Annotated in this window: 26 protein-coding genes; 15 read left to right on the forward strand and 11 right to left on the reverse strand. The window is 66.8% G+C overall.

Features of this window, described 5'->3' with window-relative positions; translation table 11 throughout:
- The first annotated feature begins 29 nt into the window (after nt 1–29).
- The 5 genes from RIdsm_RS22535 (at nt 30) to lpdA (ending at nt 2726) form a co-directional block, all read left to right on the forward strand.
- Nucleotides 30–263: a hypothetical protein gene (locus RIdsm_RS22535; protein ID WP_057820458.1), complete on the forward strand. Its 234-nt coding sequence runs from the start codon at nt 30–32 to the stop codon at nt 261–263.
- A gap of 100 nt (nt 264–363) precedes the next feature.
- Complete coding sequence (locus RIdsm_RS22540; protein ID WP_057820459.1) at nt 364–774, forward strand: MAPEG family protein; 411 nt, start codon at nt 364–366, stop codon at nt 772–774.
- Complete coding sequence (locus tag RIdsm_RS22545; protein WP_057820461.1) at nt 771–1190, forward strand: hypothetical protein; 420 nt, start codon at nt 771–773, stop codon at nt 1188–1190. The genes RIdsm_RS22540 and RIdsm_RS22545 overlap by 4 nt, the downstream gene beginning before the upstream one ends.
- Nucleotides 1187–1345 carry a hypothetical protein gene (locus tag RIdsm_RS30250; protein ID WP_191908986.1) on the forward strand — a complete coding sequence of 53 codons (159 nt, stop codon included), beginning with the start codon at nt 1187–1189 and terminating at the stop codon, nt 1343–1345. Before RIdsm_RS22545 ends, RIdsm_RS30250 begins: the two co-directional genes overlap by 4 nt.
- Nucleotides 1332–2726: a dihydrolipoyl dehydrogenase gene (gene lpdA / locus RIdsm_RS22550; RefSeq protein ID WP_057820462.1), complete on the forward strand. Its 1395-nt coding sequence runs from the start codon at nt 1332–1334 to the stop codon at nt 2724–2726. The genes RIdsm_RS30250 and lpdA overlap by 14 nt, the downstream gene beginning before the upstream one ends.
- A 189-nt stretch (nt 2727–2915) precedes the next feature.
- On the opposite strand, the gene RIdsm_RS22555 is transcribed toward lpdA, so the two are convergent.
- Genes RIdsm_RS22555 through RIdsm_RS22570 form a run of 4 tightly spaced genes read right to left on the reverse strand, consistent with a single transcriptional unit; the run spans nt 2916 to nt 5815 of the window.
- Complete coding sequence (locus RIdsm_RS22555) at nt 2916–3518, reverse strand: pyridoxamine 5'-phosphate oxidase family protein (protein WP_057820463.1); 603 nt, start codon at nt 3516–3518, stop codon at nt 2916–2918.
- On the reverse strand, nt 3496–4239 hold the full coding sequence (locus RIdsm_RS22560; RefSeq protein ID WP_057820465.1) for a lysophospholipid acyltransferase family protein: 744 nt from the start codon (nt 4237–4239) through the stop codon (nt 3496–3498). The genes RIdsm_RS22555 and RIdsm_RS22560 overlap by 23 nt, the downstream gene beginning before the upstream one ends.
- On the reverse strand, nt 4236–5141 hold the full coding sequence (locus RIdsm_RS22565) for a cell division protein FtsX (RefSeq protein WP_057820466.1): 906 nt from the start codon (nt 5139–5141) through the stop codon (nt 4236–4238). The genes RIdsm_RS22560 and RIdsm_RS22565 overlap by 4 nt, the downstream gene beginning before the upstream one ends.
- A complete protein-coding gene (locus tag RIdsm_RS22570) occupies nt 5138–5815 on the reverse strand; it encodes a cell division ATP-binding protein FtsE (RefSeq protein WP_057820467.1) in 678 nt (225 codons plus the stop codon). Before RIdsm_RS22570 ends, RIdsm_RS22565 begins: the two co-directional genes overlap by 4 nt.
- A gap of 170 nt (nt 5816–5985) precedes the next feature.
- Between RIdsm_RS22570 and RIdsm_RS22575 the strand changes: the two genes are divergently transcribed.
- Entirely contained in the window at nt 5986–6840 is an 855-nt protein-coding gene (locus tag RIdsm_RS22575; protein WP_057820469.1) for a zinc-ribbon domain-containing protein, read from the forward strand.
- A gap of 19 nt (nt 6841–6859) precedes the next feature.
- Here RIdsm_RS22575 and RIdsm_RS22580 read toward each other — a convergent pair whose 3' ends face one another.
- Genes RIdsm_RS22580 through argH form a run of 5 tightly spaced genes read right to left on the reverse strand, consistent with a single transcriptional unit; the run spans nt 6860 to nt 12711 of the window.
- On the reverse strand, nt 6860–9475 hold the full coding sequence (locus RIdsm_RS22580) for a TIGR02302 family protein (RefSeq protein WP_057820470.1): 2616 nt from the start codon (nt 9473–9475) through the stop codon (nt 6860–6862).
- 40 nt (nt 9476–9515) lie between these two features.
- Nucleotides 9516–10781 (reverse strand): diaminopimelate decarboxylase, encoded by a 1266-nt coding sequence (lysA, locus tag RIdsm_RS22585; RefSeq protein ID WP_057820471.1) that lies wholly within the window; start codon nt 10779–10781, stop codon nt 9516–9518.
- Nucleotides 10782–10838: 57 nt separating this feature from the next.
- Nucleotides 10839–11147 carry a DUF2834 domain-containing protein gene (locus RIdsm_RS22590; RefSeq protein ID WP_057820480.1) on the reverse strand — a complete coding sequence of 103 codons (309 nt, stop codon included), beginning with the start codon at nt 11145–11147 and terminating at the stop codon, nt 10839–10841.
- On the reverse strand, nt 11144–11323 hold the full coding sequence (locus RIdsm_RS22595; protein ID WP_057820483.1) for a hypothetical protein: 180 nt from the start codon (nt 11321–11323) through the stop codon (nt 11144–11146). Before RIdsm_RS22595 ends, RIdsm_RS22590 begins: the two co-directional genes overlap by 4 nt.
- Complete coding sequence (gene argH / locus RIdsm_RS22600) at nt 11320–12711, reverse strand: argininosuccinate lyase (protein ID WP_057820485.1); 1392 nt, start codon at nt 12709–12711, stop codon at nt 11320–11322. The genes RIdsm_RS22595 and argH overlap by 4 nt, the downstream gene beginning before the upstream one ends.
- 22 nt (nt 12712–12733) lie before the next feature.
- Here argH and RIdsm_RS22605 point away from each other — a divergent pair, with 22 nt between their 5' ends.
- From RIdsm_RS22605 to RIdsm_RS22635, 7 genes are all read left to right on the forward strand, one after another.
- The gene (locus tag RIdsm_RS22605; protein ID WP_177228455.1) at nt 12734–13300 is read left to right on the forward strand and encodes a TlpA disulfide reductase family protein; all 567 of its coding nucleotides are present in this window, start codon (nt 12734–12736) and stop codon (nt 13298–13300) included.
- 42 nt (nt 13301–13342) lie between these two features.
- Nucleotides 13343–14221 (forward strand): tRNA 2-thiocytidine(32) synthetase TtcA, encoded by an 879-nt coding sequence (gene ttcA / locus RIdsm_RS22610; protein ID WP_057820489.1) that lies wholly within the window; start codon nt 13343–13345, stop codon nt 14219–14221.
- Nucleotides 14222–14272: 51 nt separating this feature from the next.
- Nucleotides 14273–15817 (forward strand): bifunctional diguanylate cyclase/phosphodiesterase, encoded by a 1545-nt coding sequence (locus tag RIdsm_RS22615; protein WP_057820491.1) that lies wholly within the window; start codon nt 14273–14275, stop codon nt 15815–15817.
- A gap of 112 nt (nt 15818–15929) precedes the next feature.
- A complete protein-coding gene (yidC, locus tag RIdsm_RS22620; RefSeq protein WP_057820493.1) occupies nt 15930–17762 on the forward strand; it encodes a membrane protein insertase YidC in 1833 nt (610 codons plus the stop codon).
- On the forward strand, nt 17762–18505 hold the full coding sequence (locus tag RIdsm_RS22625; protein WP_057820495.1) for an MOSC domain-containing protein: 744 nt from the start codon (nt 17762–17764) through the stop codon (nt 18503–18505). Before yidC ends, RIdsm_RS22625 begins: the two co-directional genes overlap by 1 nt.
- The gene (gene yihA / locus RIdsm_RS22630; RefSeq protein ID WP_057820497.1) at nt 18505–19155 is read left to right on the forward strand and encodes a ribosome biogenesis GTP-binding protein YihA/YsxC; all 651 of its coding nucleotides are present in this window, start codon (nt 18505–18507) and stop codon (nt 19153–19155) included. Before RIdsm_RS22625 ends, yihA begins: the two co-directional genes overlap by 1 nt.
- Nucleotides 19156–19241: 86 nt before the next feature.
- A complete protein-coding gene (locus RIdsm_RS22635) occupies nt 19242–22133 on the forward strand; it encodes an error-prone DNA polymerase (protein WP_057820499.1) in 2892 nt (963 codons plus the stop codon).
- 64 nt (nt 22134–22197) lie between these two features.
- Here RIdsm_RS22635 and RIdsm_RS22640 read toward each other — a convergent pair whose 3' ends face one another.
- The gene (locus RIdsm_RS22640; protein WP_057820500.1) at nt 22198–22686 is read right to left on the reverse strand and encodes a peroxiredoxin; all 489 of its coding nucleotides are present in this window, start codon (nt 22684–22686) and stop codon (nt 22198–22200) included.
- Between the two features lie 91 nt (nt 22687–22777).
- On the opposite strand from RIdsm_RS22640, the gene RIdsm_RS22645 reads away from it, so the two are divergent.
- Nucleotides 22778–23989, forward strand: coding sequence for an NAD(P)/FAD-dependent oxidoreductase (locus RIdsm_RS22645; protein ID WP_057820502.1), 1212 nt, complete (start codon nt 22778–22780; stop codon nt 23987–23989).
- On the forward strand, nt 23986–24546 hold the full coding sequence (gene rsmD / locus RIdsm_RS22650) for a 16S rRNA (guanine(966)-N(2))-methyltransferase RsmD (RefSeq protein WP_057820504.1): 561 nt from the start codon (nt 23986–23988) through the stop codon (nt 24544–24546). The genes RIdsm_RS22645 and rsmD overlap by 4 nt, the downstream gene beginning before the upstream one ends.
- A gap of 85 nt (nt 24547–24631) precedes the next feature.
- Here the strand turns inward: rsmD and RIdsm_RS22655 are convergent, their stop codons facing one another.
- Complete coding sequence (locus tag RIdsm_RS22655; RefSeq protein ID WP_057820505.1) at nt 24632–25846, reverse strand: FAD-dependent monooxygenase; 1215 nt, start codon at nt 25844–25846, stop codon at nt 24632–24634.
- Between the last annotated feature and the right edge of the window lie 37 nt (nt 25847–25883).

The raw sequence follows: 25883 nt of genomic DNA on the forward strand, positions 1-25883 counted from the left end.
GCCTGCCCCTTCAACCGGACGAACATCCCATGACCACCCAACTCCTCCTCCGCTACGACAGCTTCGACCGCGACACCCACGACGCCCACGCCGAGGACCGCGCCAATGCCGGCCTCACCCAGCTCCAGCTCTGGCGCGAGGCCTCCGGGGCCCACTGGGCCCTCTTCGACGTGAACGACGCCGACCGCGCCAAGGCCTGGGTGGAAAAGGAATCCGGCCTCGGCCACGGCCCCTCCGCCCACCACCTGCTGGAGACCGCATGACCCTGCCACCCCCCGCCCCGGGCCTGACCCGGGGCCTCGCGCCATCATCGAGCGGCAATCTCCCAAAGGCCCCGGATCAAGTCCGGGACGAGGCCCGCCAATGACCCCCGAGCTCACCGCCCTCACCCTCGCCGCCCTGCTTCAGGTCGTGCAATACGTCCTGATGGCGGTCCCGGCCAACCTCGAGCTCGGCCCGGGCAAGACCCTCTCCCCGCGCGACCCCGGCCGCCTCGGCCAGCCGTTGATCGACCAGGTCAGCCCCGGCACCGGCCGCCTCTTCCGCGCGCTCAACAACCATTTCGAGGGGCTGATCCTCTTCACCATCGCCTGCGTTGTCGTCACACTCGCCGACCAGTCCACTCCCCTCACAACCGCCTGCGCCTTCACCTACCTCGCCGCCCGCGTCCTCTATATCCCCGCCTACTATTTCGGCTGGGTCCCGTGGCGCTCCCTCATCTGGGCGGTTGGCTTCGGCGCCACCACCCTCATGCTGCTGGCGGCGCTCCTGTGAAGCGACCTCTCGGCATAACCCTTGTTGCGGCGGCCTGCGCGGCCATCGCGCTGAACACCGCGTTCAACCTGATCCCGACCTTCCGCGAGGGCCCCCCGGAGCAATTCGCTGGTCTCCCCGGCACCTTTCAGGTCTGGGCCTCCATCCCGCTGCTGATCGCCGCCACCATCGTCACCTGGCTCTGTATTCGCAGAAGCCGGCACACCATCTGGGCCATGCTGGCACTCCTCGCGGCGATAGTCTTTCCGATCGCGCTGTTTCTCTTTCTCCAGACCCAGGCTCAATCCGGTTCCGATCCGTATGCCGACACCTACTATGCGGTCATACGCTTGAAATATGTCCTGCTCTGGCCTGCGCTCTGGCTGGCCGCCTTCCTCTACCTCGTTCACTCGGCCCGAAGAGGCGTCCTGACATGAGCTTCTTCTGGCTACAAGTATCCCGGGGTGAATTGGCCGAAGGCCAAGAGGGGCAGCGCCCCTCCCGCGAAAAAACACCGACGCAATACCGACAAAATACCGACGTGATACCGACGTCCCAAAACCAAGGAGAAACCGCTCATGGCAAGCTATGACGTCATCGTAATCGGCTCCGGCCCCGGCGGCTATGTCGCCGCCATCCGCTGCGCCCAGCTGGGCCTGAAAACGGCCTGCGTGGAAGGCCGCGACACCCTCGGCGGCACCTGCCTCAACGTGGGCTGCATCCCCTCCAAGGCGCTGCTGCACTCGTCCCACATGCTGCACGAGGCCGAGCACAATTTCGCCAAGATGGGCCTCAAGGGCAAGGCGCCCTCCGTCGACTGGAAAGAGATGCTCGCCTACAAGGACGACGTCATCGGCCAGAACACCAAGGGCATCGAATTCCTGTTCAAAAAGAACAAGATAGACTGGCTCAAGGGCTGGGGTTCGATCCCCGAGGCGGGCAAGGTCAAGGTCGGCGACGACACCCACGAGTCCAAGAACATCATCATCGCCTCGGGCTCCGAGGCCTCCAGCGTCCCGGGCGCCGACGTCACCATCGACGAGAAGATCGTCGTCACCTCCACCGGCGCCCTGGAACTGCCGAAAGTCCCGAAGAAGATGGTCGTCATCGGCGCCGGCGTCATCGGCCTCGAGATGGGCAGCGTCTACGCCCGCCTCGGCACGCAGGTGACCGTCGTCGAATATCTCGACCACATCACCCCCGGCATGGATGGCGAGGTTCAGAAGAACTTCCAGAAACTGCTGAAAAAGCAAGGGCTTGAGTTCGTCATGGGAAGCGCCGTCACCTCGGTCGAGACGCTCAAGACCAAGGCCAAGGTGAACTACAAGCTGCGCAAGGACGACAGCGAACACCAGCTCGACGCCGACGTCGTCCTCGTCGCCACCGGCCGCAAGCCTTATACCGACGGCCTCGGCCTCGATGCCCTTGGCATCGAGCTCACCAAGGGCGGCCAGATCAAGACCGACGAACACTGGCAGACCAACGTGAAAGGCATCTACGCCATCGGCGACGCCATCACCGGCCCGATGCTCGCCCACAAGGCCGAAGACGAGGGCATGGCCGCGGCGGAAGTGATCGCCGGCAAGCATGGCCACGTCAATTACAACGTCATCCCCAGCGTGATCTACACCCACCCCGAGGTCGCCGCCGTCGGCCAGACCGAGGAGCAACTGAAGGACGAGGGCCGCGCCTACAAGGTCGGCAAGTTCTCCTTCATGGGCAACGGCCGCGCCAAGGCGGTCTTTGCCGGCGACGGCTTCGTCAAGCTCATCGCCGACAAGGAAACCGACCGCATCCTCGGCTGCCACATCATCGGCCCCTCGGCCGGCGACCTGATCCACGAGGTCTGCGTCGCGATGGAATTCGGCGCCTCGGCCGAGGACCTGGCGCTCACCTGCCACGCCCACCCGACCTTCTCGGAAGCGGTACGCGAGGCCGCGCTGGCCTGCGGCGACGGGCCGATCCACTCGTAAGGAAAAGGCCGGTGAGGAAGCTGCCCTCACCGGCCAGACATCCGCCCCGAGGACTCGCCAAACCGAAATACAGCGCCCATGCAATCTAGGGGAAGAGCGGATGCGGACACTGCATCTGTATTACGCGGGGTCCCGAAACTTCCGTCGCAAAAAAATGCGAGGCGGGCCTGCAAGGGCCCGACGAGCGGCTCACCACATGCGCGGCTTGGCGTTCTTCTCGTAATCGCGGTCATAGGCCGCCCCGCCCATCTCGCCATCCGACATATCCGCCAGGATCTGCCCCACCGTCGGCACCGTGTCGCGGTCATCCCGCGCCCACAGCCCCGACCGCAACAGCGCCTTGGCGCACTGGGTATAAACCTCCGCCACCTCGATCACGATCACCGTCGCCGGCAAGATCGACTTGTGCGCAAAGCTCTGCCGCAGCCCCTCGTCATCCGTCAGCATGGCCCGGCCGTTCACCCGTACCGTAGTGTTCGACCCGGGCACCAGGAACAGCAGCGCCACCCGCCCGTCCTCGACGATATCCTTCAGGCAATCCAAGCGGTTGTTCCCGCGCCAGTCGGGCATCATCAGCGTGGTCTCGTCCTCCACCCTGACCACCGGGCCATCATCGCCCCGCGGGCTGCCATGCACACCCTCGGGCCCCGCCGTCGACAGGATGCAGAACCGCGCCCCCTCGATCCACTCCCGGTAAAGCGGCGTCAGCCGCCGCGCCACCTTCACGATCGCCGCCGGAACCGCCTCCTCGTAAAGCGCCGAAAGCGCCTCAACCGTCTCGATTTTCCGCATTGAACCCCGCCTCTTTCATCAGCCGGTTCGAGGCCTCTTCGACCTCGTCCGCCAGCCGCGCCATGAACGTGCCCTTGTCGAGCCCCGCCTCGATCCGCGGCAGGAATTCCACCACGGCCAGCCCGGGCTTGCGCATGATTCCCTTGCGCGGCCAGAACAGCCCCACATTCGTCGCCGCCGGCACGCAATCCTGCCCCAGCTCCTCGTAAAGCACGCCAGAGCCGATCTTGAACGGCGCCTGCACCCCGGGCGCGATCCGCGTGCCCTGCGGGTAGATGATCAGCTGGCCGGGCGCCTGCCGCCCCTTGGCCACGTCGCGCACCATTCGCTTGATCGCGATGCTACGCTTGCCCCGGTCGACCGGCACGCAGCCGATCTTCAGCGCATATTGCCCAATCACCGGCGCCCACATCAGCTCGCGTTTCATGATGAACTTGCCGGCGGGCACGCTGCCGAAGATCAGGATGATATCGAGGAAAGACTGGTGCTTCGCCGCGATCAGAACCTCGTCGGAGGGCGGCGTCCCCCGCACCTCGGTGCGGATGCCGACCATCCACCGGGCCGTCCAACGCACCCACCAGCACCAGGTGTGACAGGCCGCCAACGCGCCCGTCCGGCTGAAGATGGCCCAGGGGAAGAAAACGATCCCCATCACCCCCATCATACCGTAAATGTTGACCAGGAAGACCAGCGAGCGAAGCCATTGAACCGCGTCCCTCATGGCAGGTTCCGCAGGGTCTTGCGCGCCGCGGCGCGGGTGGCGGCAAAGGCCACGACACCAGCCAGGATCGGAATGGTCAGCGGCCAGAGCCAGTGCCAACCCCGGAACCCCAACCCTGTCAGGAACCCGCCCTCGGGCTGCGCCGATGGCAGAAGCATAATCGCCACCGCGCCCAGTACCATGCCGATGCCGGCCCCGGTCAGGGCGCGCAGGGTGAACCGCCGCTCGAAGGCCTGCGCGATATAGGAATCCCGCGCCCCCACCAGCCGCAGCACGCTGATCACCTGCGTGTTCGCGGCCAGCGCCGCGTTGGCGGCCAGCGTGATCATCGCCGCCGTCGCCGCCCCGATCAGCAGGATCGACGCCCAGCCGAGCATCCGCAGCCGGCTCGCCGCCCTGACCAGCGGCCGCCGCCAACGGGTGTGATCGTCAAGCACCGCGCCGGGCGCCTCCGCCGCCAGCCGAAGGCGCAACCCGTCGGCATCATAACCGTCCTCGGTCTCGATCACCTCGATCAGCTGGGGAATGGGCAGCGTGTCGACCGGAAGGTCGGGCCCGAACCACGGCTCGAGCAGCGCCTGCTGCTCCTCGCTGGTCAGCGCCCTTGCCGTGTCGACCCCCTTGGTCGTCTCCAGCACCTTCAGCGCCGCTTCGGTCTGGGCCGCCAACTGCCCCTCGGGGGCAGAGATGCGGATGGTCGAACTCCGCGCCAGCTCCGAGCCCCATCGATCGGCCAGCCGCCCCGCCGCCAGCGACAGCGCCAGCGCGAAGACCGCCAGGAACGCCATCGCCGCCGCGCTGAACAGGGTCAGCGACGCGGTAAAGCCGGTGGGCGGCACCACCCGGTCGGCCTGCGTGTCGCCGACGAGAAACTCGCTTATCCGGGTCAGCACAGGGTTCACAGGTCCGCCCCCGCCAGCTGCAACCGCCGGTTCGAGATCCGCAGCACGCGCGCCTGCACATGGGTTTTCGCCGCCCGGATCAGCGCAAGGTCATGGGTCGCCACCATGATCGTCTTCCCCATCCGGTTCAGCTCGATCAGCAGCCGCAGAAGGCGCTGCGACATGTCCCAGTCGATATTGCCGGTGGGCTCGTCGGCCAGCACCACGTCGGGCGACATGATCACCGCACGCGCCAGCGCCGCCCGCTGCCGCTCGCCGCCCGACAACTCGGGCGGCAAGGCCCCGGCCCGCGCCGTCAGCCCGACCCAGCTGGTCAGTTCCTTCAGGTTCGCCCCCTCCGCCAACAGGTCGCGCCCGGCCACCATCAGCGGCAGCGCGATGTTGTCCGACACGTTCAGGTGGTCGAGAAACTGGCAATCCTGGTGCACCACCCCGATCCGGCGGCGCGACAGCGCGATATCGTCCCGCTCCATCTCGCGCACGTCGGCGTTGAACAGCCGCACCTGCCCCGAGGTCGGCATCAGCGCCCCGTAACACAGCTTCAGCAGCGTGGTCTTGCCCGCCCCCGATGGCCCCGTCAGGAAATGAAACGACCCGGGCTGCAGCTTGAGCGATATCTCACTCAGCAACTCCCCCCCGCCGTAATTGTAGGCCACGTTTTCCAGCTCGATCAAAAGCCGACCCCTTTGCGAAACAGCTCTTTCATGCCCCAAGGTATGGGGCAGTGCAACGGTAACCGCCCCAAATTGCTTTGCTCTTTCACAAACCAGCCGTTACACATAAGGTCAAGCGGACCGCCGGTAGGAACAAGGCGGTAGCCGGGGACAAGGCGACGGGTGGCGAAATGAGGCTCATTTGCCCGAATTGCGGGGCGCAGTACGAGGTGCCGGAAGAGGTTATTCCGGAAAACGGTCGCGACGTTCAGTGTTCCAATTGCGGGGACACGTGGTTTCAGACCCATCCTGACCACCCACAGCACATCGACGACGACGAACCGTCATTCGAAGACGATGACACCATCGATCCCGATGCCGACCAGCCCGACTGGGTCGAAGTCGAGGAAGAGGCCGACGCCGAAACCGAACAGGCCGTCGCTGCCGAGCACCCGCCCGAGGAAAGCCCTTCCCGGCGAGAGCTTGACCCGGATGTCGCCAGCGTCCTGCGCGAGGAAGCCTCGCGCGAGTCCGAGGCGCGCGCCGCCGAACGCGGCGGGCTCGAAACACAGCCCGATCTGGGGCTAGAACCGTCGCAGGACGCCGCCGACAAGCGGTCGCATCAGGCCAAGGCGCGCATGGCCCGGCTCCGCGGCGTCGCAACGCCCCGGGAAGAGCCCGAGGAAGAGGACGATATCGACCCCGGCACGCGCCGCGGCCTGCTTCCGGATATCGACGACATCAACTCGACCATTTCCGCCTCGCAGGCCCCCGCCGAACAGGACACATCGGCCCGCGACGGCAGCAAGGTCGCGCCCCCCGAACCGTCGGGCGGCGGCTTCCGCCGGGGCCTGCGCCTCGCCGTGCTGCTGGCGATCGTGGCGACCGCGGTCTACCTTTTCTCGCCACAAATCGCCCAGATGATCCCCGCCACGGCAGAGCCGCTGATCGCTTACGTGGAAACGGTGAACAGCTGGCGCGCGCAACTCAACGACGCGGTCGCGCCGCTGATCGCTCAGGTTCAGGGAATGATCGGCGGAGGCTGACCCCCAAGGCCCGTTCGCCTCAGAACCGCTCCAGCAGACGCTTGAGATATTCCAGCTCGACATCCGGGCGCTCGCCCTCGCCCGAGCGGCGGCGGATCTCGTCCAGAAGCTCCCGCGCCCGGCGATAGACATCCTCGCCCTGCAACAGGTTGTCCTGCGTGCCGACCTGCGCGCCCTGCCCGGGCGCCCGGCCCAGCGGGTCGTTCTGCTGATCGCCGAACTGGCCCCGCGCCTGGCCTTGGGCGCCCTGCGTCTGGTTGTTCTCGGCCATCGCCTCGCCAAGGTTGCGCATCCCGTCACGCAACGCTTCCATCGCCTCCGATTGCCGGTCGATCGCCTCGGCCAGGTCATCCTGCCGCAACGCCTCTTCCGCGCCCCGCATCGCCCGGTCGGCCTGATCCAGCGACTCGCGCGCCGCATCTCCCGCCTCGCTGCCGGCGCCGGGCAGGTTGCCCCGCTGCCGTTCCAACTCGCGCCGCAGCGCCTCCTGCCGGTCGGCAAGCGAACCCTGCTGGCCTTGCTGGCCCTGTTCCCCGCTCTGACCTTGCTGCTGGCCCGGTTGCTGGCCGGGTTGATTGCCCTGCCCCTGCTGGTTCCCCTGGCCCTGCTGGTGGCTCTGGCCCCGCCCCTGCGAGCCGTCGCGGCCTTCGTTCTGCTGCGACTGGCCCTGCTGAGAGTTGGGGTTGAACTGTTCCTGCAGGTCGCGGAACGCCTGGTCCGACAGACCCTGCTGATCGCGCAGCGTTTCGGCCAGCCCTTCCATGGCTTCCTGCCCCGGGTTCTGGCCCTGCTGACCCTGCTGGCCCTCGGTCATCCGCAGGTTCTCCATCATCTCCTGGAATTCCTGCAACGCCTGTTCGGCCTCGGCATAGCGGCCCTGCTCCATCAGCTCCTGGATGCGGTCCATCATGTCCTGCAGATCCTGCTGATCGAGCGTCATCATGTTCTCGGAAAGCTGCTGGTCGCCCTGCTGCTGCTCGCCGTCACGCTGCGCCTGCTGCGATTTCTGCCGCAGGTAATCCTGCGTCGCGTCGCGCAGCTCCTGCATCAGGCGCGCGATCTCGTCCTCGCTCGCGCCGTTCCGCATCGCCTCGCTCAGACGTTCCTGCGCCTCGCGCATCCGCTCCAGCGCGTCGCCGATATCGCCATCTTCCAGCACCAGCGCCAGATCCCACAGCGCCTGCGCCACTTCCTCCTGCGCCTCGGTCGTCAGGCTGTCATGCGCCGTCAGTGTCTCCAGCCGCCGCAGGATCACCCGCAGCCGCAGATAGGCCGTCTCCGATCGGAACAGCCCGTCCTCCGGCGCATGAGACACCGCCCGCAGCACCTGCGCCACCCGCGGGGCATTGTCGCGCGACCACAAAAGATCGCGCCGCATCTCGATGACCGAGGCCGCCAGCGGGTCGAAGAACCGCCGCGCCGGCAGCTTCATCTGCTCCGGCGCGCTCTGCCCGGTCTGCTCGGCCGCGTCGCTCACCTCGAACTCCAGCGTCACCGGCAGATGCGCCCAAGGGTGCTGCGACAGGTTCTCGATCAATGTCTCGGTAAATTCCGCCCGGTCGCCGGTGATCGGCATCGGCAGGTCGATCGTGATCGGCTCGCGCGGCTCGGGGTCGACCGCCAAACCATAGCGCCGCTCGATCTCGTCCATATCCAACCGGAAGGTCGCGGTGCCGCGCACCACGCCGTAATCATCCTCGGCCTTGAAGGGCTGGCTCATCTGCCCGTCAAACGTCGTCTTCGCCCCGTCCGAGACAAGCGACACCTGCGGTTTCTCGTCCGGGATGGCGACAATCTTCCACGATTTCCCACCCGGCCCGTCGATGCTCAACGTGCCGTCCGACACGATCTCGAAGGAATGCTCCGTATCCGTGGCCGCGCCCACATCCTCGGTCCGGCCCGACACGGTTTCGGCCACGCTCAGCGCGCCCACCTCGCCATAAAGGCGCAGGGTCACCCGGCTGCCCTCCGGCACGCGAATCTCGCCCTTCTGATCGTTCAGGTAAAGGCTCGGCAGCCCGGTATAGGTCGGCGGCTCGATCCAGCCTTCCCACGCCGGGCCCGTCGCAAGGTCCGTTCCCGCCCCCGGGCCCATCTGCGACACCGATCCCACCCGCATGACCGAGCCAAAGAGCAGCGCCACGACCAGCCCCAGCAACGCCACGTAACGCAGCCCGAACGGATCACGCGGCGCCAGCGCAAGGTCGGGCTCCACCGCCTTGGCGGCACTCGCCCGCTCCGCCATCCGCCGCAAATGCGCTTGCCACAAGGCTTCCGACGCCGGGTCACCCCCGCCAATCGCCTGCCTGTCGCCCAGCGCCGCCAGCGGCCGCCCGGGCATCACGCTGTCCATCCGGTCGACGGCCTCCTGCCGCCGCGGCCAGCGGAATCGCATCGCACCGTGAATGGCAAACCCGATCAGACCCAGCCCGGCCAGCACGAAGCCCACCCAGACCACCTCGATCGGCATCATGTCCTGCAATCCGAGGATAAGCGCCGCGGCAGTTGCCGCCAGCACAGTCCAGAACGGCCAGAACGCCCGCACCAGCCGCTCTGCAATCAGCCCGGCCCAGGTCAAGCTGAGCGGACGCCGCAAACGGCTCATCACGGGGGTCAGGGGGTTCTGTCTGGCCATGCTCCCTTCCGGATCGGGGGCTGCCGCACCTTTTGCACTCTTACAGCCACTCCGGAATGGTATCGCGATTTATCATCTCGTCAAAGGTCGGACGGGCCCTGATGACGGCAAATTGATGCCCATGCACCAGAACTTCCGGCACGAGGGGTCTTGTATTGTACTCGCTCGCCATCACGGCGCCATAGGCCCCGGCACTGCGAAACGCCACGAGGTCCCCCTCCGCCACCGGCGGCATCATCCGGCCCTTGGCAAAGGTATCGCCGCTTTCACAGACAGGCCCGACAATGTCATAGGGCGCCTGCTCGACCGCGGCATCGGGCTCGTTGATCGGCACGATATCGTGATGCGCCTCGTACATGGCCGGGCGGATCAGGTCGTTCATCGCCCCGTCGAGGATCAGGAAATTCCGCCCCTCGCCCTCTTTCACGTAAATCACCCGGCTGACCAAAATTCCGGCATTTCCGACCACCAGCCGCCCCGGTTCGATCTCGATTTCACAGCCGAGATGCCCCACCTCCTCGCGAATCAGCGCGCCGTAATCCAGCGGCAGCGGCGGCGCCTCGTTGCTGCGGGTATAGGGAATGCCCAATCCGCCGCCCAGATCGAGCCGCCGAATGTCGTGCCCGTCCGCCCGCAGCGTCTCGGTCAGTTCCGCGACCTTGCGATAGGCCAGCCGGAACGGCTCCAGATCGGTCAGCTGGCTGCCGATATGCACGTCGATCCCGATCACCTCCAGCCCGGGCAGGGCCGCGGCCTCGGCATAGACCTCGCGCGCCCGCGCAATCGGAATGCCGAACTTGTTCTCGCTCTTGCCCGTGGCGATCTTGGCATGGGTCTTGGCATCCACATCCGGATTCACCCGGATCGTCACCGGCACCGTCGCGCCCAGGCCGCTCGCCACCTCGCTCAGCGCCCGCAGCTCCGGCTCGCTCTCGACATTGAACTGCCGGATGCCGCCCTCGATCGCCAGCCGCATCTCGTCGCGCGTCTTGCCGACGCCGGAAAACACGATCCGCTCGCCCGGCACACCCGCCGCCTTGGCCCGCGCATATTCCCCGCCCGAGACCACGTCCATCCCCGCACCCAGCGCCGCCAGCGTCTTCAGGATCGCCTGGTTGCTTGCCGCCTTCATGGCATAGCACACGAGGTGCTCCATTCCGTCCAACGCCTCGTCGAACAGCCGGAAATGCCGCGCCAGCGTGGCGGTGGAATAGCAATAGAACGGCGTGCCCACCGCGGCCGCGATCTCGGCCACCGGCACATCCTCGGCATGCAACACGCCGTCACGGTACAGGAAATGATCCATCAGTCACCCTCGCGAAACCCGGCGTTTCATCTTTCCGAAAATACTCAAATCCGGGCCTCAGCCCCGATATCCCATCCGCAGGAACAGATAAAGCGGCAAGCCACAGCTCACCCCGATGCAGAACGTCGCCGGGATCGCGATCAGCCCGACCCAATGCTTCCGCCGCACCACCTCGAAGATGATCCAAACGGTCAGCGCGACCGCCGCAATCGTCAGGTCCCAGACCAGCCCGCTCGACGCCGCATTGGCGTGCCACGCCTCGATCATACCGGCAAGATCATACCCGTTCTCGCCGAACCACTGCAGGAAATACGCCATCGGGTGAATGGCGCCCCACACGGCCAGCGCCAGGAAAAGCAGCCTCAAAGGCCGACACCCACACCCATCGTGACCCGCCCCGAAACGAAATCGACCCCTGTCGATCCGCTGACCCCGTTGGACCCGAGACCGACATTGGCATTCATCGAGGGCTGGATCGGTTCGCCATCGGCGCCGCAGGCCGCCAGCGCCAAAAGGCTCATCACGGCAAGGATGCGTTTCATGACAGGATCTCCTTCCACCGGGCAATCTGTTCGCGCACGCGCACCGGCGCGGTGCCGCCAAGGCTCGTCCGGGACGCCACCGAATTATGCACGCCCAGCACGTCGAATACATCCCCTGTGATCGCCGCGTGGACAGATTGCATGTCCTCGAGGCTCAGGTCAGGCAGGTCGCACCCTTTCTTCTCGGCCATCGCCACCAGAGACCCGGTCACGTGATGCGCCTCCCGGAACGGCATGCCCAGCACCCGCACCAGCCAGTCTGCCAGGTCCGTCGCCGTCGAGAACCCGGTCGCCGCCGCTGCCTCGAGATTGTCGCGCAGGGGCGACATGTCCCGCACCATCCCCTCCATCGCCGCCAGCGCCAGCATCAGGTGATCGGCCGCGTCAAAGACCTGCTCCTTGTCCTCCTGCATGTCCTTGGAATAGGCCAAGGGCAGCCCCTTCATCACCGTCATCAGCGCCACGTTCGCCCCGAAGATCCGCCCCACCTTGGCCCGCAACAGCTCCGCCGCGTCGGGGTTCTTCTTTTGCGGCATGATCGACGACCCGGTCGAGAACCGGTCGGAGAGCGCCACGAACCGGAACTGCGCCGACGACCAGATCACCAGCTCCTCGGCAAATCGGCTCAGATGCATCGCACAGATGCTCGCCACGCCCAGGAACTCCAGCGCGAAATCCCGGTCGCTCACCGCATCCAGGGAATTCGCGCAGGGCCGGTCGAACCCCAGCGCCTCCGCCGTCATCTCCCGGTCGATCGGGAAGGACGTGCCCGCCAGCGCCGCCGCCCCCAGCGGGCATTCGTTCATCCGCCTCCGCGCATCCCGCACCCGGCTCAAATCCCGCCCGAACATCTCGACATAGGCCATCATGTGATGGCCCCAGGTCACCGGCTGCGCCACCTGCAGATGCGTGAACCCCGGCATGACCCAATCCGCCCCGGCCTCCGCCTGCGCGAGGCACGCTTGCAAGAGCGTGACGAGCCCCGCCTCCGCCGCATCCAGCTGATCGCGCACCCACAGCCGGAAATCCGTCGCCACCTGGTCGTTCCGGCTCCGGCCCGTGTGCAGCCGCCCGGCCGGCTCGCCGATCACCTCCTTCAGCCGCGCCTCGACATTCATGTGAATGTCCTCCAGCGCCGTCGAAAACTCGAACGTGCCGCCTTCGATCTCTGACAAGACCGTGAGCAGCCCTTCCCTCATCGCCTCGGCATCCTTATCACTGACGATGCCCGTGGCGGCCAGCATGGCGGCATGGGCCCTCGAGCCGGCGATATCCTGTGCCGCCAGACGCTTGTCGAACCCGATCGAGGCATTAATTGCCTCCATGATCGCGTCCGGTCCGGCGGCAAAGCGGCCGCCCCACATCTGGTTCGAGGTCGTGTCAGTCATGTCTTGGCCCTTCGGAGGGAATATGAAAATCCTGTCTGCGCTCGTCCTTTATACATGCATGATCTTCGGTGCAAACGCCGCCTTGGCTGACATGAATCAGCTCGCGGCGCTGCGCGAGGGCGACATGAAAAAGCTCTCCTTCCATTCCGAGCCCAAACCCGTGTCCCAATCCACCTACACGATGGAAGACGGCAGCACCGGCTCGCTCGCCGATTACCAGGGCAAGATCGCGGTGGTGAACTTCTGGGCCACCTGGTGCGCCCCCTGCCGCAAGGAAATGCCCATGCTCTCCGAGCTGCAATCCGAACTCGGCGGCGAGGATTTCGACGTCGTCACCATCGCCACCGGCCGCAACCCGCCCCCCGCGATGAAAAGCTTCTTCGACGAGATCGGCGTCTCGAACCTTCCCCTCCACCGCGACCCGAACATGAAAATCTCGCGCGAGATGGGCATCCTCGGCCTGCCGATCACCGTTATCCTCAACCGCGACGGGCAGGAAATCGCCCGGATGCAGGGCGACGCCCATTGGAATTCCGACAGCGCCAAGGCGATCATCAAGGCCCTGATCGACAACGGCGCCTCCGGCTGAGATCTCTTGCCCGGCGGCCCGGGAAGGTCTAAGGCCAATCCCATGTTCGACAACGCCGACGATATCCACCCGCTGTTCGAGGGCGCGCCCTCCGGCACCGAGTTCAAGAAACTCCGCAAACGCATCGTGCGCCAGACGCGCGAGGCGGTGGAACAATACGGCATGGTCGAAAAGGGCGCCAAGTGGCTCGTCTGCCTCTCCGGCGGCAAGGACAGCTACACCCTGCTGGCCATTCTCTACGAGCTGAAATGGCGCGGTCTCCTGCCGGTGGACCTCCTCGCCTGCAACCTCGACCAGGGCCAGCCCGGCTTCCCCGCCACCGTCCTGCCCGAGTTTCTCGAGAAGATGGGCGTGCCCCACCGGATCGAGTACCAGGACACCTATTCCGTCGTCGTCGACAAGGTCCCGCAGGGGCGCACCTATTGCGCCCTCTGCTCGCGCCTGCGCCGCGGCCACCTCTACCGCATCGCCCGGGAAGAAGGCTGTTCGGCGGTCGTGCTCGGCCACCACCGCGACGACATTCTCGAAACGTTCTTCATGAACCTCTTCCACGGCGGTCGTCTGGCCACCATGCCGCCGAAACTGGTCAACGAAGAGGGCGATCTCTTCCTCTACCGCCCCCTCTCCTTCGTGGCCGAGGCCGATTGCGAACGCTTCGCCAAGGCCATGAACTACCCGATCATCCCCTGCGATCTCTGCGGCTCGCAGGACGGGCTCCAGCGCCAGCAGGTCAAGCAGATCCTCGACGGCTGGGAACGCAATTCCCCCGGCCGCCGTCAGGTGATGTTCCGCTCCCTGATGAACGCCCGGCCGTCTCACCTGCTCGATGCGGGCCTCTTCGATTTCGCCGGTCTGGTGCGCCGGACAGAGGCCGCAAACCCCTTGCAGGACGCGCCAGAGGCGCCGCCGAAGCTGCGTTAAGGAAAAATTGAGCGAGAGACCGTAGCGTCCGGGCACAAACCGGGAACGTTGATGATTCTACTCTTTCGCGAAACCTATGCCCTGTTGCGCCACCGGCTCGCCGATCTGCTGACCGGGCCGCTGGCTCTGGCCCTGCTGCCGGCGCTCCTGCTCGTGGGGTACTGGGCCGGGGGCGAATCCGCCCTGCTCTGGGCGACGATCGCCTTTCCGGCCCTCATGCTGCTGGCCGGTGTCTTCGGCCGCGCGCCTGCCCCGGCCGGCATGGATACCGGCCCGCCCGCCCGCGCCAAGTCCCTCGAAGAGGCGCTCGATACCGCCATTCGCCGGTCGCGCGAACAATCCGGCATGACCGCCTGTGTCATGCTCGAACTGGAAAACCACGCCTTGCTCTGCAGCATGCACGGCGATGTCGAGGTCGACGAAGCCGCCGACGCCGTTTCCACCCGGCTCAACGCCTGCCTGCGGCGGCGCGACCGGGTGTTCCGGCTCGACAAGGCCACCTTCGGCATCGTGCTGTCACCGCCCCGGGCGATGACGCCCGAAGCCGTCTGCAAGCTCGCCGCCCGCCTTCAGGGCGAGGCACAGCGCCAGGGCACGACGCGTCCCGACGCGCCCCGCTTCACCGCCGCGATCGGCATCTCGCTGGCCTCGGGCACCGTGGGCGAACGGGGGGCCGCTCTGGCCTCGGTCGCCGCAGCCGCCCTGCGCGAGGCCTGTGGCACCGGGCCCTCCACCATCCGCATCCACCGCCCCCATGCCGCCGGGCCGGCGGCCGGCATCCGCCCCGCGCGCCTGCAGGACGAGGTCGTTCAGGCCCTCAATGCCGGTCAGATCACGGCCTGGTTCCAGCCCCAGATCTGCACCGATACCGGCCGCGTCTCGGGGTTCGAGGCGCTGGCGCGCTGGTGCCACCCCCAGCGCGGCGTGCTGTTGCCGGGCTGCTTCCTGCCGCACCTCGAACGGGCCGGCCTGACAGGCACGCTGCAGGCCATCATGCTCCGCGAGGCGCTCGAGGCGCTTGGCGGCTGGCAAGCGCAGGGCTTCGCGATCCCCGGCGTCGGCGTGAATTTCTCGCCCACCGACCTGCGCGACCCGGCGCTCGCCGACAAGGTCGCGTGGGAGCTTGACCGCCACGATCTCGCCGCCTCCCGCCTCAAGATCGAGATCCTCGAAACCGTCGTCTCGACCTCGCCCGACGACGACACCGCCCGCAACATCCGCCGGCTCTCCGAACTCGGCTGCGCCATCGACCTCGACGATTTCGGCACCGGCCACGCCTCTATCTCCTCGCTCAAGCGGTTCTCCGTCGACCGGCTCAAGATCGACCGCTCCTTCATCCGCGACATCGACACCGACCTGCGCCAACAGCGCATGGTCGCGGCGATCCTCACGATGGCCGAACAGCTCGAACTGGAAACCCTTGCAGAAGGGGTGGAAACCACCGGGGAACACGCGCTCCTGGCCCAGCTCGGCTGCGGGCACGTACAGGGCTTCGGCATCGCCCGCCCCATGCCGCCCGAGGCGACGTTGCCCTGGCTGCGCACCCACGCGGCCACGCTTCAGGCCCCGCCCGACCTGCGCAAGAGCGCGCTATGATCCCACGGCATCTGGCCGCACCTCCGCGCGAATTGACCTGAATCCCCTTGACCTTTTGCCCCGCACTCTGTTGAACCCCGTCAAACTTTCTCAACCACGGGTGCCGCTGGCAATGGACGACCAGAACAAGAACCTCATCCTTGCAACCGCGCTCAGCTTCGTGGTGATCATGCTGTGGTTCGTGCTGTTCCCGCCGCCAGAGGCGACGGACACCGCCGACATGACCGCGCCGGAAACGGCCCAGCAGACCGGCCAGCAGACGTCCGAGCAAGGCGGCGACGTGGCCGTCGCCCCCGGCGCGGCCGACACCGGCACCGCAACCGACACGGCCTCCGCCGCCACTGCCGGCGAAGAGCCCCAACAGGACGACGCCCCCCGCATCGAGATCGACACGCCCGAACTTCTCGGCTCCATCTCGCTGCGCGGCGGCCGCATCGACCAGCTCGCGCTCAAGGACTACCGCGAAACGCTCGAGCCCGACTCCGACATCGTCACCCTCCTGTCCCCAGTCGGCAGCGAACACCCCTATTATGCGCTCTTCGGCTGGGCCCCGGGCAGCGGCCTCTCGCCCGATCAGGTTCCCGGCGCCAACACGCTCTGGGAGGTCGAGACCGAGGGCACCCTGACCCCCGACAGCCCCATCGTCCTGACCTGGGACAACGGCGCCGGCCTCACCTTCCGCCGCGAGATGAGCGTCGACGACAAGTTCATGTTCACCGTGACCCAGTCGGTCGAGAACACCGGCGGCGACACCCGGTCGCTGGCGCCCTACGGCATCCTTGCCCGCCACGGCACACCGCCCGACCTGAAGAACTTCTTCATTCTGCACGAAGGCGGCATCCGCATCGTCGATGGCGAGCTGAGCGAGATCGACTACGACGATTTCGAGCCTGCCTCGAACCATGAAACCATCGGCGTCGAACAGTCCGCCTGGACCGGCTTCACCGATCACTACTGGATGACCACGCTGATTCCCGAGCAACGCGCCGGCACCAAGATCAGCACCTTCAAGGACACCCGCCGCGAGATCTTCCAGACCACGGCCAAGCAACCCACCGTGTCGCTCGGCGCGGGCGAAACCGCCACCGCCTCGACCCGCGTCTTCGCCGGCGCCAAGGAATGGGAAACCATCCGCAACTACCAGAACGAACAGGACGTCCCGAAATTCCTCGATTCGATCGACTGGGGCTGGTTCTTCTTCCTGACCAAACCAATCTTTGCCGTACTGCACTGGCTGCATAACGTGATCGGCAACATGGGCTGGTCGATCATCGCCCTGACCCTGATCATCAAGGCGCTGCTCCTGCCGCTGGCCTTCAAATCCTACGTCTCGATGGCGAAGATGAAGGAACTCCAGCCGCAGATGGAGAAGATCAAGGAAAACGCCGGCGACGACCGCCAGAAACTCCAGCAGGAGATGATGGCGCTCTACAAGAAGGAAAAGGTGAACCCCGCCTCGGGCTGTCTGCCGATCCTCATGCAGATCCCGATCTTCTTCTCGCTCTACAAGGTGATCTTCGTCACGCTCGAGCTGCGCCACGCCCCGTGGATCGGCTGGATCAACGACCTCTCCGCGCCAGACCCGTCGTCGCTCTACAACCTCTGGGGCCTGCTGCCCTGGGCCGCGCCGGAACCGGGCTCGATCCTCGCGCTCATCTTCATCGGTGTCCTGCCGCTCTTCCTCGGCATCTCGATGTGGCTGCAGCAGAAGCTGAACCCGGCCCCCACCGACCCGACGCAACAGATGATCTTCGCCTGGATGCCGTGGGTGTTCATGTTCATGCTGGGCAGCTTCGCCAGCGGGCTGGTCCTCTACTGGATCGCGAACAACACGATCACCTTCACCCAGCAATACCTGATCATGCGCAGCCAGGGCTACAAGCCTGACGTCTTCGGCAACATCAAATCCAGCTTCAAGAAAAAGCCGAAGCCGGAGAAGAAGTGATGGCCACGGTCGCCGCGCTCTGGCGCCACCCGATCAAGGGCCACGGGCGCGAGACGCTCGACCGTGTCACGCTGACCGAGGGGCAGACCATGCCGTTCGACCGGCGCTGGGCCATAGCTCATGAGGCCGCCCGCGCCGACGGCTCCGAATGGGCCCCCTGCGCCGAGTTTTCGCGCGGCGCCAAGGTGCCCGCCCTGATGGCCATCGACGCCACCACCGACGAAGCGACCGGCACCGTCACCCTCACCCATCCCGACCGGCCCGCCCTCACCTTCGACCCCGACACCGAGGCGCGCGCCTTCCTCGACTGGGTCCGCCCGCTCATGCCGGAAAACCGCGCCCAGTCCACCCGCATCGTCCGGGTCGAGGGCCGCGGCATGACCGACACCGATTTCCCCTCCATCAGCCTCATCAACCTCGCCTCGAACGACGCACTGGCCGAGAAGATGGGCCAGGATCTCTCGCCGCTCCGCTGGCGCGGCAACATCCACCTCACCGGCCTGCCCGCCTGGAAAGAATTCGACTGGGTCGGTAAGACAATCCGCATCGGCACGGCCGAGCTCGAGGTTCGCGAACCCATCGTCCGCTGCCTCGCCACCACCGCCAACCCGGCCACCGGCGAGCGCGACGCCGACACGCTGGGCGCCCTCAAAAGCTTCTGCGGCCACCAGGATTTCGGCATCTACGCCGTGGTCACCAAGACCGGTGACATCACCACCGGCGATACGGTCGAGCCGCTCTGATGGCGCTCCCCTTCCCCCTCGCCCCCGAGCCCGACCAGCACGCCTCCGAGACAGGCCGCAAGCTCTTTGCCGGGCCGGTCGATTTCGTCAAGGGCGTGGTCGCCATGTCCGGCCTGCCCCCGGCCGATCGGGCCGAGGTCTGCTTCGCCGGGCGCTCGAACGTTGGGAAATCCTCGCTGATCAACGCTTTGACGGGCCGCAAGGCGCTCGCCCGCGCCTCCAACACGCCGGGCCGCACGCAGGAAATCAACTACTTCGCCCTGGGCGACAGCCATTACCTCGTCGACCTGCCCGGCTACGGCTACGCCAACGCGCCCCTGCCCAAGGTCGCGGCGTGGCAGGCGCTCCTCAAGCAATACCTCTCGGGCCGCGTCACCCTGCGCCGCGCCTTCGTGCTGATCGACGCCCGCCACGGCATCAAGGAGGTCGACGAGGAAATCCTCTCGCTTCTCGATTCCGCCGCCGTCACCTTCCAATGCGTGCTCACCAAGGCCGACAAGGTGAAGGCGAAAGACCGTGAAGCCGTGCTGACTCAGGTGCGCGGCAAGCTGGCCAAACACCCCGCCGCCTTCCCCGAGATCATCCTGACCTCCAGCGAGAAGGGCGACGGCCTCGCCACCCTCCGCGCCACCATCGCCAGCGTCGGCTGAGCGCATACCCGCCGCGCAACCTCTTCGCCTCATCCCCGGTTTTACGACTCCAAATAAGAACAAAACGTGAATATACTCCCCGAGTCATGTTCACCGAGCTCTCCGCCACCTCCAACTTCACCTTCCTGACCGGCGCCTCCCACCCCGAGGAATACATAAGCCGGGCGGCCTTTCTCGGCCTGCCGGCGCTTGCCATCGCCGACACCAATTCCGTCGCCGGCATCGTCCGCGCTCACACCGAAGCCCGCGAGATCGCCCGGCAGGTCGCCGAACGCCGCGCGCTCGAATCGCAAGACGGCCCCATCGGCCCGCCCGCCCCCGATCCGCAGCCGCCCGCCTGGGCCAACGCGCCCCGCCTCATCCCCGCCGCCCGCCTCTGCCTCACCGAAGGCATCGAACTCACCGCCCTCCCGCGCGACCGCACCGGCTGGGCGCGGCTCTGCCGGCTGATCAGCACCGGCCGCCTGCGCGCCGAGAAGGGCACCTGCCGCCTGACCATCCCCGACCTGCTGGAAAACGGCGGCCACATGGCCCTGCTCCTCCACCCGCCCCGCAGCCAGAACAAGCGCGACTGGGCCCGCAATGCCCGCCGCCTCATCCGCCGATACGGCGCCGACATGCACCTCCTCATGGCCCCCCGCTACGACGGACAGGACCGGGCCCGCTTCGACACGCTCGCCGACCTCGCCCGCCGCCTCGGCCTGCCCACCATCGCCTCGGCCAGGCCGATGATGCACCACGCCCGCCGCCGCCGCCTCGCCGACGTGCTGACCGCCATCCGCACCGGCCGCCGGGTGGAAAGCCTCGGCCGCGACGCGCTGGCCAACGGCGAAACCCGCCTCCGCTCACATGACGAAATGCTCCGCCTCTTCCCCGGCCACCAAGACGCCGTGCACCGCACCGCCCAGCTCGCCGACACCCTCGCCTTCTCCCTCGACGAGCTGCGCTACGAATACCCAAGCGAGCTTTCCGACGGCGAAACCCCCGCCAGCCGCCTGCGCCGCCTCGCCTATGAAGGCCTCCGCTGGCGCTACCCCTACGGCGCGCCCGACAAGGTGAAAAACATGCTCGAACACGAGCTCGCCCTCATCGCCAAGCTGAAATACGAGCCCTATTTCCTGACCGTGAACGACGTGGTCGCCTTCGCCCGCTCCCGCGACATCCTCTGCCAGGGGCGCGGCTCGGCGGCCAACTCGGTGGTCTGCTACTGCCTCGGCGTCACCAGCGTGTCGCCCGAAACCGGCACCATGGTCTTCGAACGCTTCGTCTCCGAGGCCCGGAACGAGCCGCCCGATATCGATGTCGATTTCGAACACGAACGCCGCGAGGAGGTGATCCAGCACATCTACGAGCGCTACGGCCGCCACCGCGCCGGGCTCTGCGCCACGGTCATCCACTACCGCGGCAAACGCGCCATCCGCGAGGTCGGCGCCGCCATGGGCCTCTCACAGGACACCGTCGGCGCCCTCTCCTCGCAACTCTGGGGCTTCTTCGCCGCAGGCAATCTCGAACGCCAGCGGCTGCAGGAAATCGGTCTCGACCCCGACGACCCCCGCCTGCGCCAGACCATGGAATTGATGCGCGAGATCGAGGGCTTCCCCCGCCACCTCTCGCAACACGTGGGCGGCTTCGTCATCACCGAGGGGCGGCTCGACGAACTGGTGCCGATCGAAAACGCCACCATGGAAAACCGCACCGTCATCTGCTGGGACAAGGACGATATCGACTCGCTCGGCATCCTCAAGGTCGACGTGCTGGCGCTTGGCATGCTCACCTGCATCCGCAAGGCCTTCACCCTCCTGCAGCAACACCACGGCACCAACTACACCCTCGCCACCCTGCCGCCCGAAGACCCGGCCGTCTACGACATGCTCTGCGCGGCCGACAGCATCGGCGTCTTCCAGGTGGAAAGCCGCGCCCAGATGAACTTCCTCCCCCGGATGCGGCCGCGCTGCTTCTATGACCTCGTCATCGAGGTCGCCATCATCCGCCCCGGCCCGATCCAGGGCGACATGGTCCACCCCTATATCCGCCGCCGCAACGGCGAGGAGGCCGTCGAATTCCCCTCCGACGAGCTGGGCCAGGTCCTCGGAAAAACCCTCGGCGTGCCGCTCTTCCAGGAACAGGCGATGCAGATCGCCATCACCGGCGCGGGGTTTACCCCCGACGAGGCCGACCGCCTCCGCCGCTCGCTCGCCACCTTCAAGAAAAACGGCTCGGTCAGCGAATTCCGCACCCGCTTCCTGACCGGCATGGCGAAGAACGGCTACGATGCCGACTTCGCCGAACGCTGCTTCTCCCAGATCGAGGGCTTCGGCTCCTACGGCTTCCCCGAAAGCCACGCGGCCTCCTTCGCGCTGCTGGTCTATGCCAGCGCCTGGATCAAGCGCCACCACCCGGCCGTCTTCGCCTGCGCGCTCCTGAACTCCCAGCCGATGGGCTTCTACGCCCCGGCCCAGATCGTCCGCGACGCCCGCGAGCATGGGGTCGAGGTACGGCCCGTCTGCATTCAATCCAGCTACTACGACAACGTGCTCGAACCCGACGGGCGCGGCGCCCTCGCCCTTCGCCTCGGCTTCCGTCAGATCAAGGGCCTGTCCGAGGAAGACGCCGGCTGGATCACGGCGGCCCGCGGCAACGGCTACACGCAGGTCGCCGACATCTGGCGCCGCGCCGGCGTGCCGCCCGCCACCCTCACCCGGCTGGCCGAGGCCGACGCCTTCGCAGAACTCGGCCTCACCCGCCGCGAGGCGCTGTGGGAGGCCCGCGCTTTGGCCGGCGACAAGCCCCTGCCCCTCTTCGCCGGCGACATGGAGGGCGAGGCGATTCACGAACCCACGGCCCACCTTCCCCGGATGACCCTGGGCGAGGAGGTGGTCGAGGATTACGTCGCCACACGGCTGTCGCTCAAGGCGCACCCGGTGGCACTCCTGCGCCATATCCTGACGCCGCCGCATGAGGCGGGCCGGGGGAATTGAGTATTTTTGGAACAATGAAAGCCGGGGCGCGGCGCAAAGCCCGCCCCGGCAAAGCCCGAAAGGCTTACATGTCGGCCAGAAGGCCCTCGCCCGCCGACACTTCACAGGTGCCGGGGCTGTCTTCGAGGTTCAGCACGCTCACCTTGCCGTCCTCGACCAGCATCGCGTAACGCTTCGAGCGGTCGATCAGGCCCGCGGGCGGCGCCGAGAAGTCCATCCCGATCGCCTTGGTGAATTTCGCCTCGGGGTCTCCCAGCATGGTGATCCCGGCATCCGACGCGCCGGTCGCCTCGCCCCAGTTGCCCATCACGAACGGGTCGTTCACGCTGACGCAGATGATCTCGTCCACGCCTTTCTCGGCAAACTGGTCCTTGGTGCGGATGAAGCTCGGCACATGCGCCGAATGGCAGGTGGGCGTGAACGCCCCCGGCACGGCGAAGATCACAACCTTGCGCCCATCGGTTTTCGAGGAAAGCTCGACCGGTTCCGGCCCTTCACCCCCCATCTGAACCAGCGTTGCATCGGGAAGCTTGTCGCCAACAGTGATCGTCATTGTCGCATCCTGTCTATCAATTGCGTTTCCGTCAGGGGTAGATATAGGGTCACGTCGACGGACTGACCATGAAAAATCGGGAGGATCGGGCATGCCCGGCATAGTCGTGATCGGAGCGGGGCAGGCAGGCGCCTCGCTGGTGACCAAACTGCGCGCCCTCGGATACGAGGGCAAGATCGCCCTCATCGGAGAGGAACACGTGCCCCCCTACCAGCGCCCGCCGCTGTCGAAGAAATACCTGCTGGGCGAGATGGATCTCGAACGCCTCTTCCTCCGCCCCGAAAGCTTCTATGGCGAGAACGGGATCGATCTGCATCTCGACACCCGCGTCGACGCCATCGACCGCAAGGACAAGGTGGTGATCGCCGGCGGCAAATCGATTCCCTACGAGCACCTCGTGCTGACCACCGGCTCCGTCCCCCGCCGCCTGCCCGGCAGCATCGGCGGCGAGCTGCGCGGCGTCTATGTCGTGCGCGAGCTGAACGATGTCGACACGATGGCCCCCGAATTCACCGAAGGCAAACGCGTGCTCATCGTCGGCGGCGGCTATATTGGGCTCGAGGCGGCGGCCGTCGCGGCCTCCCGCGGGCTCAAGGTCACGCTGGTGGAAATGGCCGACCGCATCCTCCAGCGCGTCGCTTGCAAGGAAACCTCCGACTATTTCCGCAAGCTCCACAAAAGCCACGGCGTCGACATCCGCGAAGGCATCGGCCTCGACACCCTCACCGGCGACGGCCACGTCACCGGCGCGCGCCTCTCCGACGGCACCGAGATCGAAACCGATTTCGTCATCGTCGGCGTCGGCATCACCCCCGCCACCGCGCTGGCCGAAGCCGCCGGTCTCGAGGTCGAGAATGGCATCAAGACCGACGAACACGGCCGCACCTCCGACCCCGCAATCTGGGCCGCGGGCGATTGCGCCTCCTTCCCCCGTGACGGCGCCCGCATCCGGCAGGAAAGCGTGCCCAACGCCATCGACATGGCCGAACTGGTCGCCGAAAACATCATGGGCGCCGAGAAACCCTACGTGCCCCAGCCGTGGTTCTGGTCCGACCAGTACGACGTCAAGCTTCAGATCGCCGGCCTCAACACCGGCTATGACCGTGTGATCACCCGCCCGGGCGAGCATGAGAACGCGGCCTCCTTCTGGTATTACAAGGGCGACAATCTGCTGGCGGTCGACGCCATGAACGACGCCCGCGCCTACATGGTCGGCAAACGCCTGATCGACGCCGGCAAATCGCCCGACCCCGACGCCATCGAGAATGTCGACACCGATCTCAAGGCGCTCCTGAAAGCATGAGGATCATCGGCGGCGCCTTCCGCGGCCGCCGGCTGGCGTCGGTGGGCAAGGGGGATGCGGCCGCGCATCTCCGCCCCACCTCCGACCGGGTGCGCGAAAGCCTCTTCAACGTGCTCGCCAACGCCCATGCCGACCGGCTGGAAGACGTCCGCGTGCTCGACCTCTTCGCCGGCACCGGCGCGCTGGGGCTCGAGGCGCTCTCCCGCGGCGCGGCCCACGTGACCTTCGTCGAAAGCGGCCGCACCGCCCAGAAACTCCTGCGCGAAAACATCCGCCTCTGCGGCGCCGAAGACGTCACCCAAATCCTCCCCCGCGACGCCCGAAAACCCGGCCCCGCCCCCGCGCCCTGCACCCTCGTCTTCCTCGACCCGCCCTACGGCAAGGGCTTGGGCGAACAGGCCCTTGCCGCCGCCCTCACACAGGGCTGGCTCGCCGAGGACGCCCTGATCATCTGGGAAGAAAGCGCCGACATCACTCCACCGGACGGCCTGACCCTCCTCGACGAACGCCGCTACGGAGACACGTTCATCCGCCTCCTGGAACGCGCCACCCCCTGATCTTCTTCTGGCCAGAAATATCCCGGGGGAGGCGTTGAATTTCCAAAAGAAATTCAACGTTGGGGGCAGCGCCCCCTGCACCCTCTCAACCCTTCATCAACTCCGGCAAATCACCGGTCAGCCCCGCCGCCTCGCGAATGAACCCGCGCCGCAGGCCGGGCATCGCCCCCAGCACGCCCATCCCGAGATCCCGCCCAAGCCGCAACAGTGGATTGTCATTCGAAAACAACCGGTTCGTCGCATCCGTCACCGCCGCCAGCGTCGCCGTATCGAACCGCCGCCACTGCTGGTAGCGCGCCAGAACATCCGGCGCCGCGAAATCCTCGCCCCGCCGGGCGGCCTCGCCCACCACCTGCGCCAAAGCCCCCACATCGCGCAGCCCGGCATTCAGCCCCTGCCCGGCAATCGGATGCATCCCGTGCGCCGCGTCGCCCACCAGCGCCAGCCGCTCGGCCACGAAACTGTTGGCGATGGTCAGGCCCAGTGGATAGGTGAAACGCTTGCCCTTCAGGCTGATCTCCCCAAGGAAATCGCCGAATCGCGGCCGCAGCACCTCCATGAAATCCTCGTCGCTCAGCGCGGCGAACGACGCCGCCGTCGCCTCGCTCTCGCTCCAGACGATCGAGCTGACATTCCCCGGCAGCGGCAAAATCGCCAGCGGCCCCGGCGGCATGAAAAACTGGTGCGCAATCCCGTGATGCGGCCGCTCATGCGCCACCGCCGCCACCAGCGCCGTCTGCCCATAGCCCCAGCCCGTCCGCCGGATTCCGGCCCGCGACGCCGTCCCCGACGCGCGCCCGTCACAGCCCACGACCATCCGGCCCGAGACGGTCTTGCCCGAGGCCAGCGTCAGCGTCACGCCCGCCTCATTCACCTCCTGCGCAGACACGCTGTCGGTGACCTGGGTGATCCCCTCGGCCTCGTCCATCGCGTCAAGCAGGGCCCGCCGCAAATACCGGTCCTCGATCATGTGCCCCATCGGGCCTTCCTCGATCTCGGCATGGTCGAAATGCAGGAAAAACGGCGACGGCCCCTCGCCCGCGCGCCCGTCAGAGACCTTGATCTCCAGCATCGGCTGGGCATGGTCCTCGACCCGCGCCCAGACACCAATCCGCCGCAACAGCCGCACCGAGGCCAGCGCCAGCGCATAGCCCCGCCCGTCAAACGCCGCATCCTTGCGCACGGTCTCAGGCAGCGCATCGATCACGGTCACGCTGCGCCCACCCTGGGCCAACGCAAGGGCCAGCGCCGGGCCGTTCAACCCCCCGCCGACGATCAGGATATCGCTCATCTCGCTCATGCCCCTCAATATGGACAGCGCTGCGGGATTGTCCATG

Source organism: Roseovarius indicus, assembly GCF_008728195.1.
In the GTDB taxonomy this organism is placed as follows: domain Bacteria; phylum Pseudomonadota; class Alphaproteobacteria; order Rhodobacterales; family Rhodobacteraceae; genus Roseovarius; species Roseovarius indicus.

Excerpts from the sequence above, each read along its gene's own strand:
- RIdsm_RS22560 (WP_057820465.1), bottom strand. The coding sequence starts at position 4,239 with ATGAGGGACGCGGTTCAATGGCTTCGCTCGCTGGTCTTCCTGGTCAAC.
- RIdsm_RS22555 (WP_057820463.1), bottom strand. The coding sequence starts at position 3,518 with ATGCGGAAAATCGAGACGGTTGAGGCGCTTTCGGCGCTTTACGAGGAG.
- RIdsm_RS22540 (WP_057820459.1), top strand. The coding sequence starts at position 364 with ATGACCCCCGAGCTCACCGCCCTCACCCTCGCCGCCCTGCTTCAGGTC.
- ttcA (WP_057820489.1), top strand. The coding sequence starts at position 13,343 with ATGTTCGACAACGCCGACGATATCCACCCGCTGTTCGAGGGCGCGCCC.
- rsmD (WP_057820504.1), top strand. The coding sequence starts at position 23,986 with ATGAGGATCATCGGCGGCGCCTTCCGCGGCCGCCGGCTGGCGTCGGTG.
- RIdsm_RS22635 (WP_057820499.1), top strand. The coding sequence starts at position 19,242 with ATGTTCACCGAGCTCTCCGCCACCTCCAACTTCACCTTCCTGACCGGC.
- RIdsm_RS22575 (WP_057820469.1), top strand. The coding sequence starts at position 5,986 with ATGAGGCTCATTTGCCCGAATTGCGGGGCGCAGTACGAGGTGCCGGAA.
- RIdsm_RS22595 (WP_057820483.1), bottom strand. The coding sequence starts at position 11,323 with ATGAAACGCATCCTTGCCGTGATGAGCCTTTTGGCGCTGGCGGCCTGC.
- RIdsm_RS22605 (WP_177228455.1), top strand. The coding sequence starts at position 12,734 with ATGAAAATCCTGTCTGCGCTCGTCCTTTATACATGCATGATCTTCGGT.
- RIdsm_RS22580 (WP_057820470.1), bottom strand. The coding sequence starts at position 9,475 with ATGGCCAGACAGAACCCCCTGACCCCCGTGATGAGCCGTTTGCGGCGT.
- RIdsm_RS22655 (WP_057820505.1), bottom strand. The coding sequence starts at position 25,846 with ATGAGCGAGATGAGCGATATCCTGATCGTCGGCGGGGGGTTGAACGGC.
- RIdsm_RS22535 (WP_057820458.1), top strand. The coding sequence starts at position 30 with ATGACCACCCAACTCCTCCTCCGCTACGACAGCTTCGACCGCGACACC.
- RIdsm_RS30250 (WP_191908986.1), top strand. The coding sequence starts at position 1,187 with ATGAGCTTCTTCTGGCTACAAGTATCCCGGGGTGAATTGGCCGAAGGC.
- argH (WP_057820485.1), bottom strand. The coding sequence starts at position 12,711 with ATGACTGACACGACCTCGAACCAGATGTGGGGCGGCCGCTTTGCCGCC.
- lysA (WP_057820471.1), bottom strand. The coding sequence starts at position 10,781 with ATGGATCATTTCCTGTACCGTGACGGCGTGTTGCATGCCGAGGATGTG.
- RIdsm_RS22640 (WP_057820500.1), bottom strand. The coding sequence starts at position 22,686 with ATGACGATCACTGTTGGCGACAAGCTTCCCGATGCAACGCTGGTTCAG.
- RIdsm_RS22645 (WP_057820502.1), top strand. The coding sequence starts at position 22,778 with ATGCCCGGCATAGTCGTGATCGGAGCGGGGCAGGCAGGCGCCTCGCTG.
- RIdsm_RS22625 (WP_057820495.1), top strand. The coding sequence starts at position 17,762 with ATGGCCACGGTCGCCGCGCTCTGGCGCCACCCGATCAAGGGCCACGGG.
- yidC (WP_057820493.1), top strand. The coding sequence starts at position 15,930 with ATGGACGACCAGAACAAGAACCTCATCCTTGCAACCGCGCTCAGCTTC.
- RIdsm_RS22615 (WP_057820491.1), top strand. The coding sequence starts at position 14,273 with ATGATTCTACTCTTTCGCGAAACCTATGCCCTGTTGCGCCACCGGCTC.
- yihA (WP_057820497.1), top strand. The coding sequence starts at position 18,505 with ATGGCGCTCCCCTTCCCCCTCGCCCCCGAGCCCGACCAGCACGCCTCC.
- lpdA (WP_057820462.1), top strand. The coding sequence starts at position 1,332 with ATGGCAAGCTATGACGTCATCGTAATCGGCTCCGGCCCCGGCGGCTAT.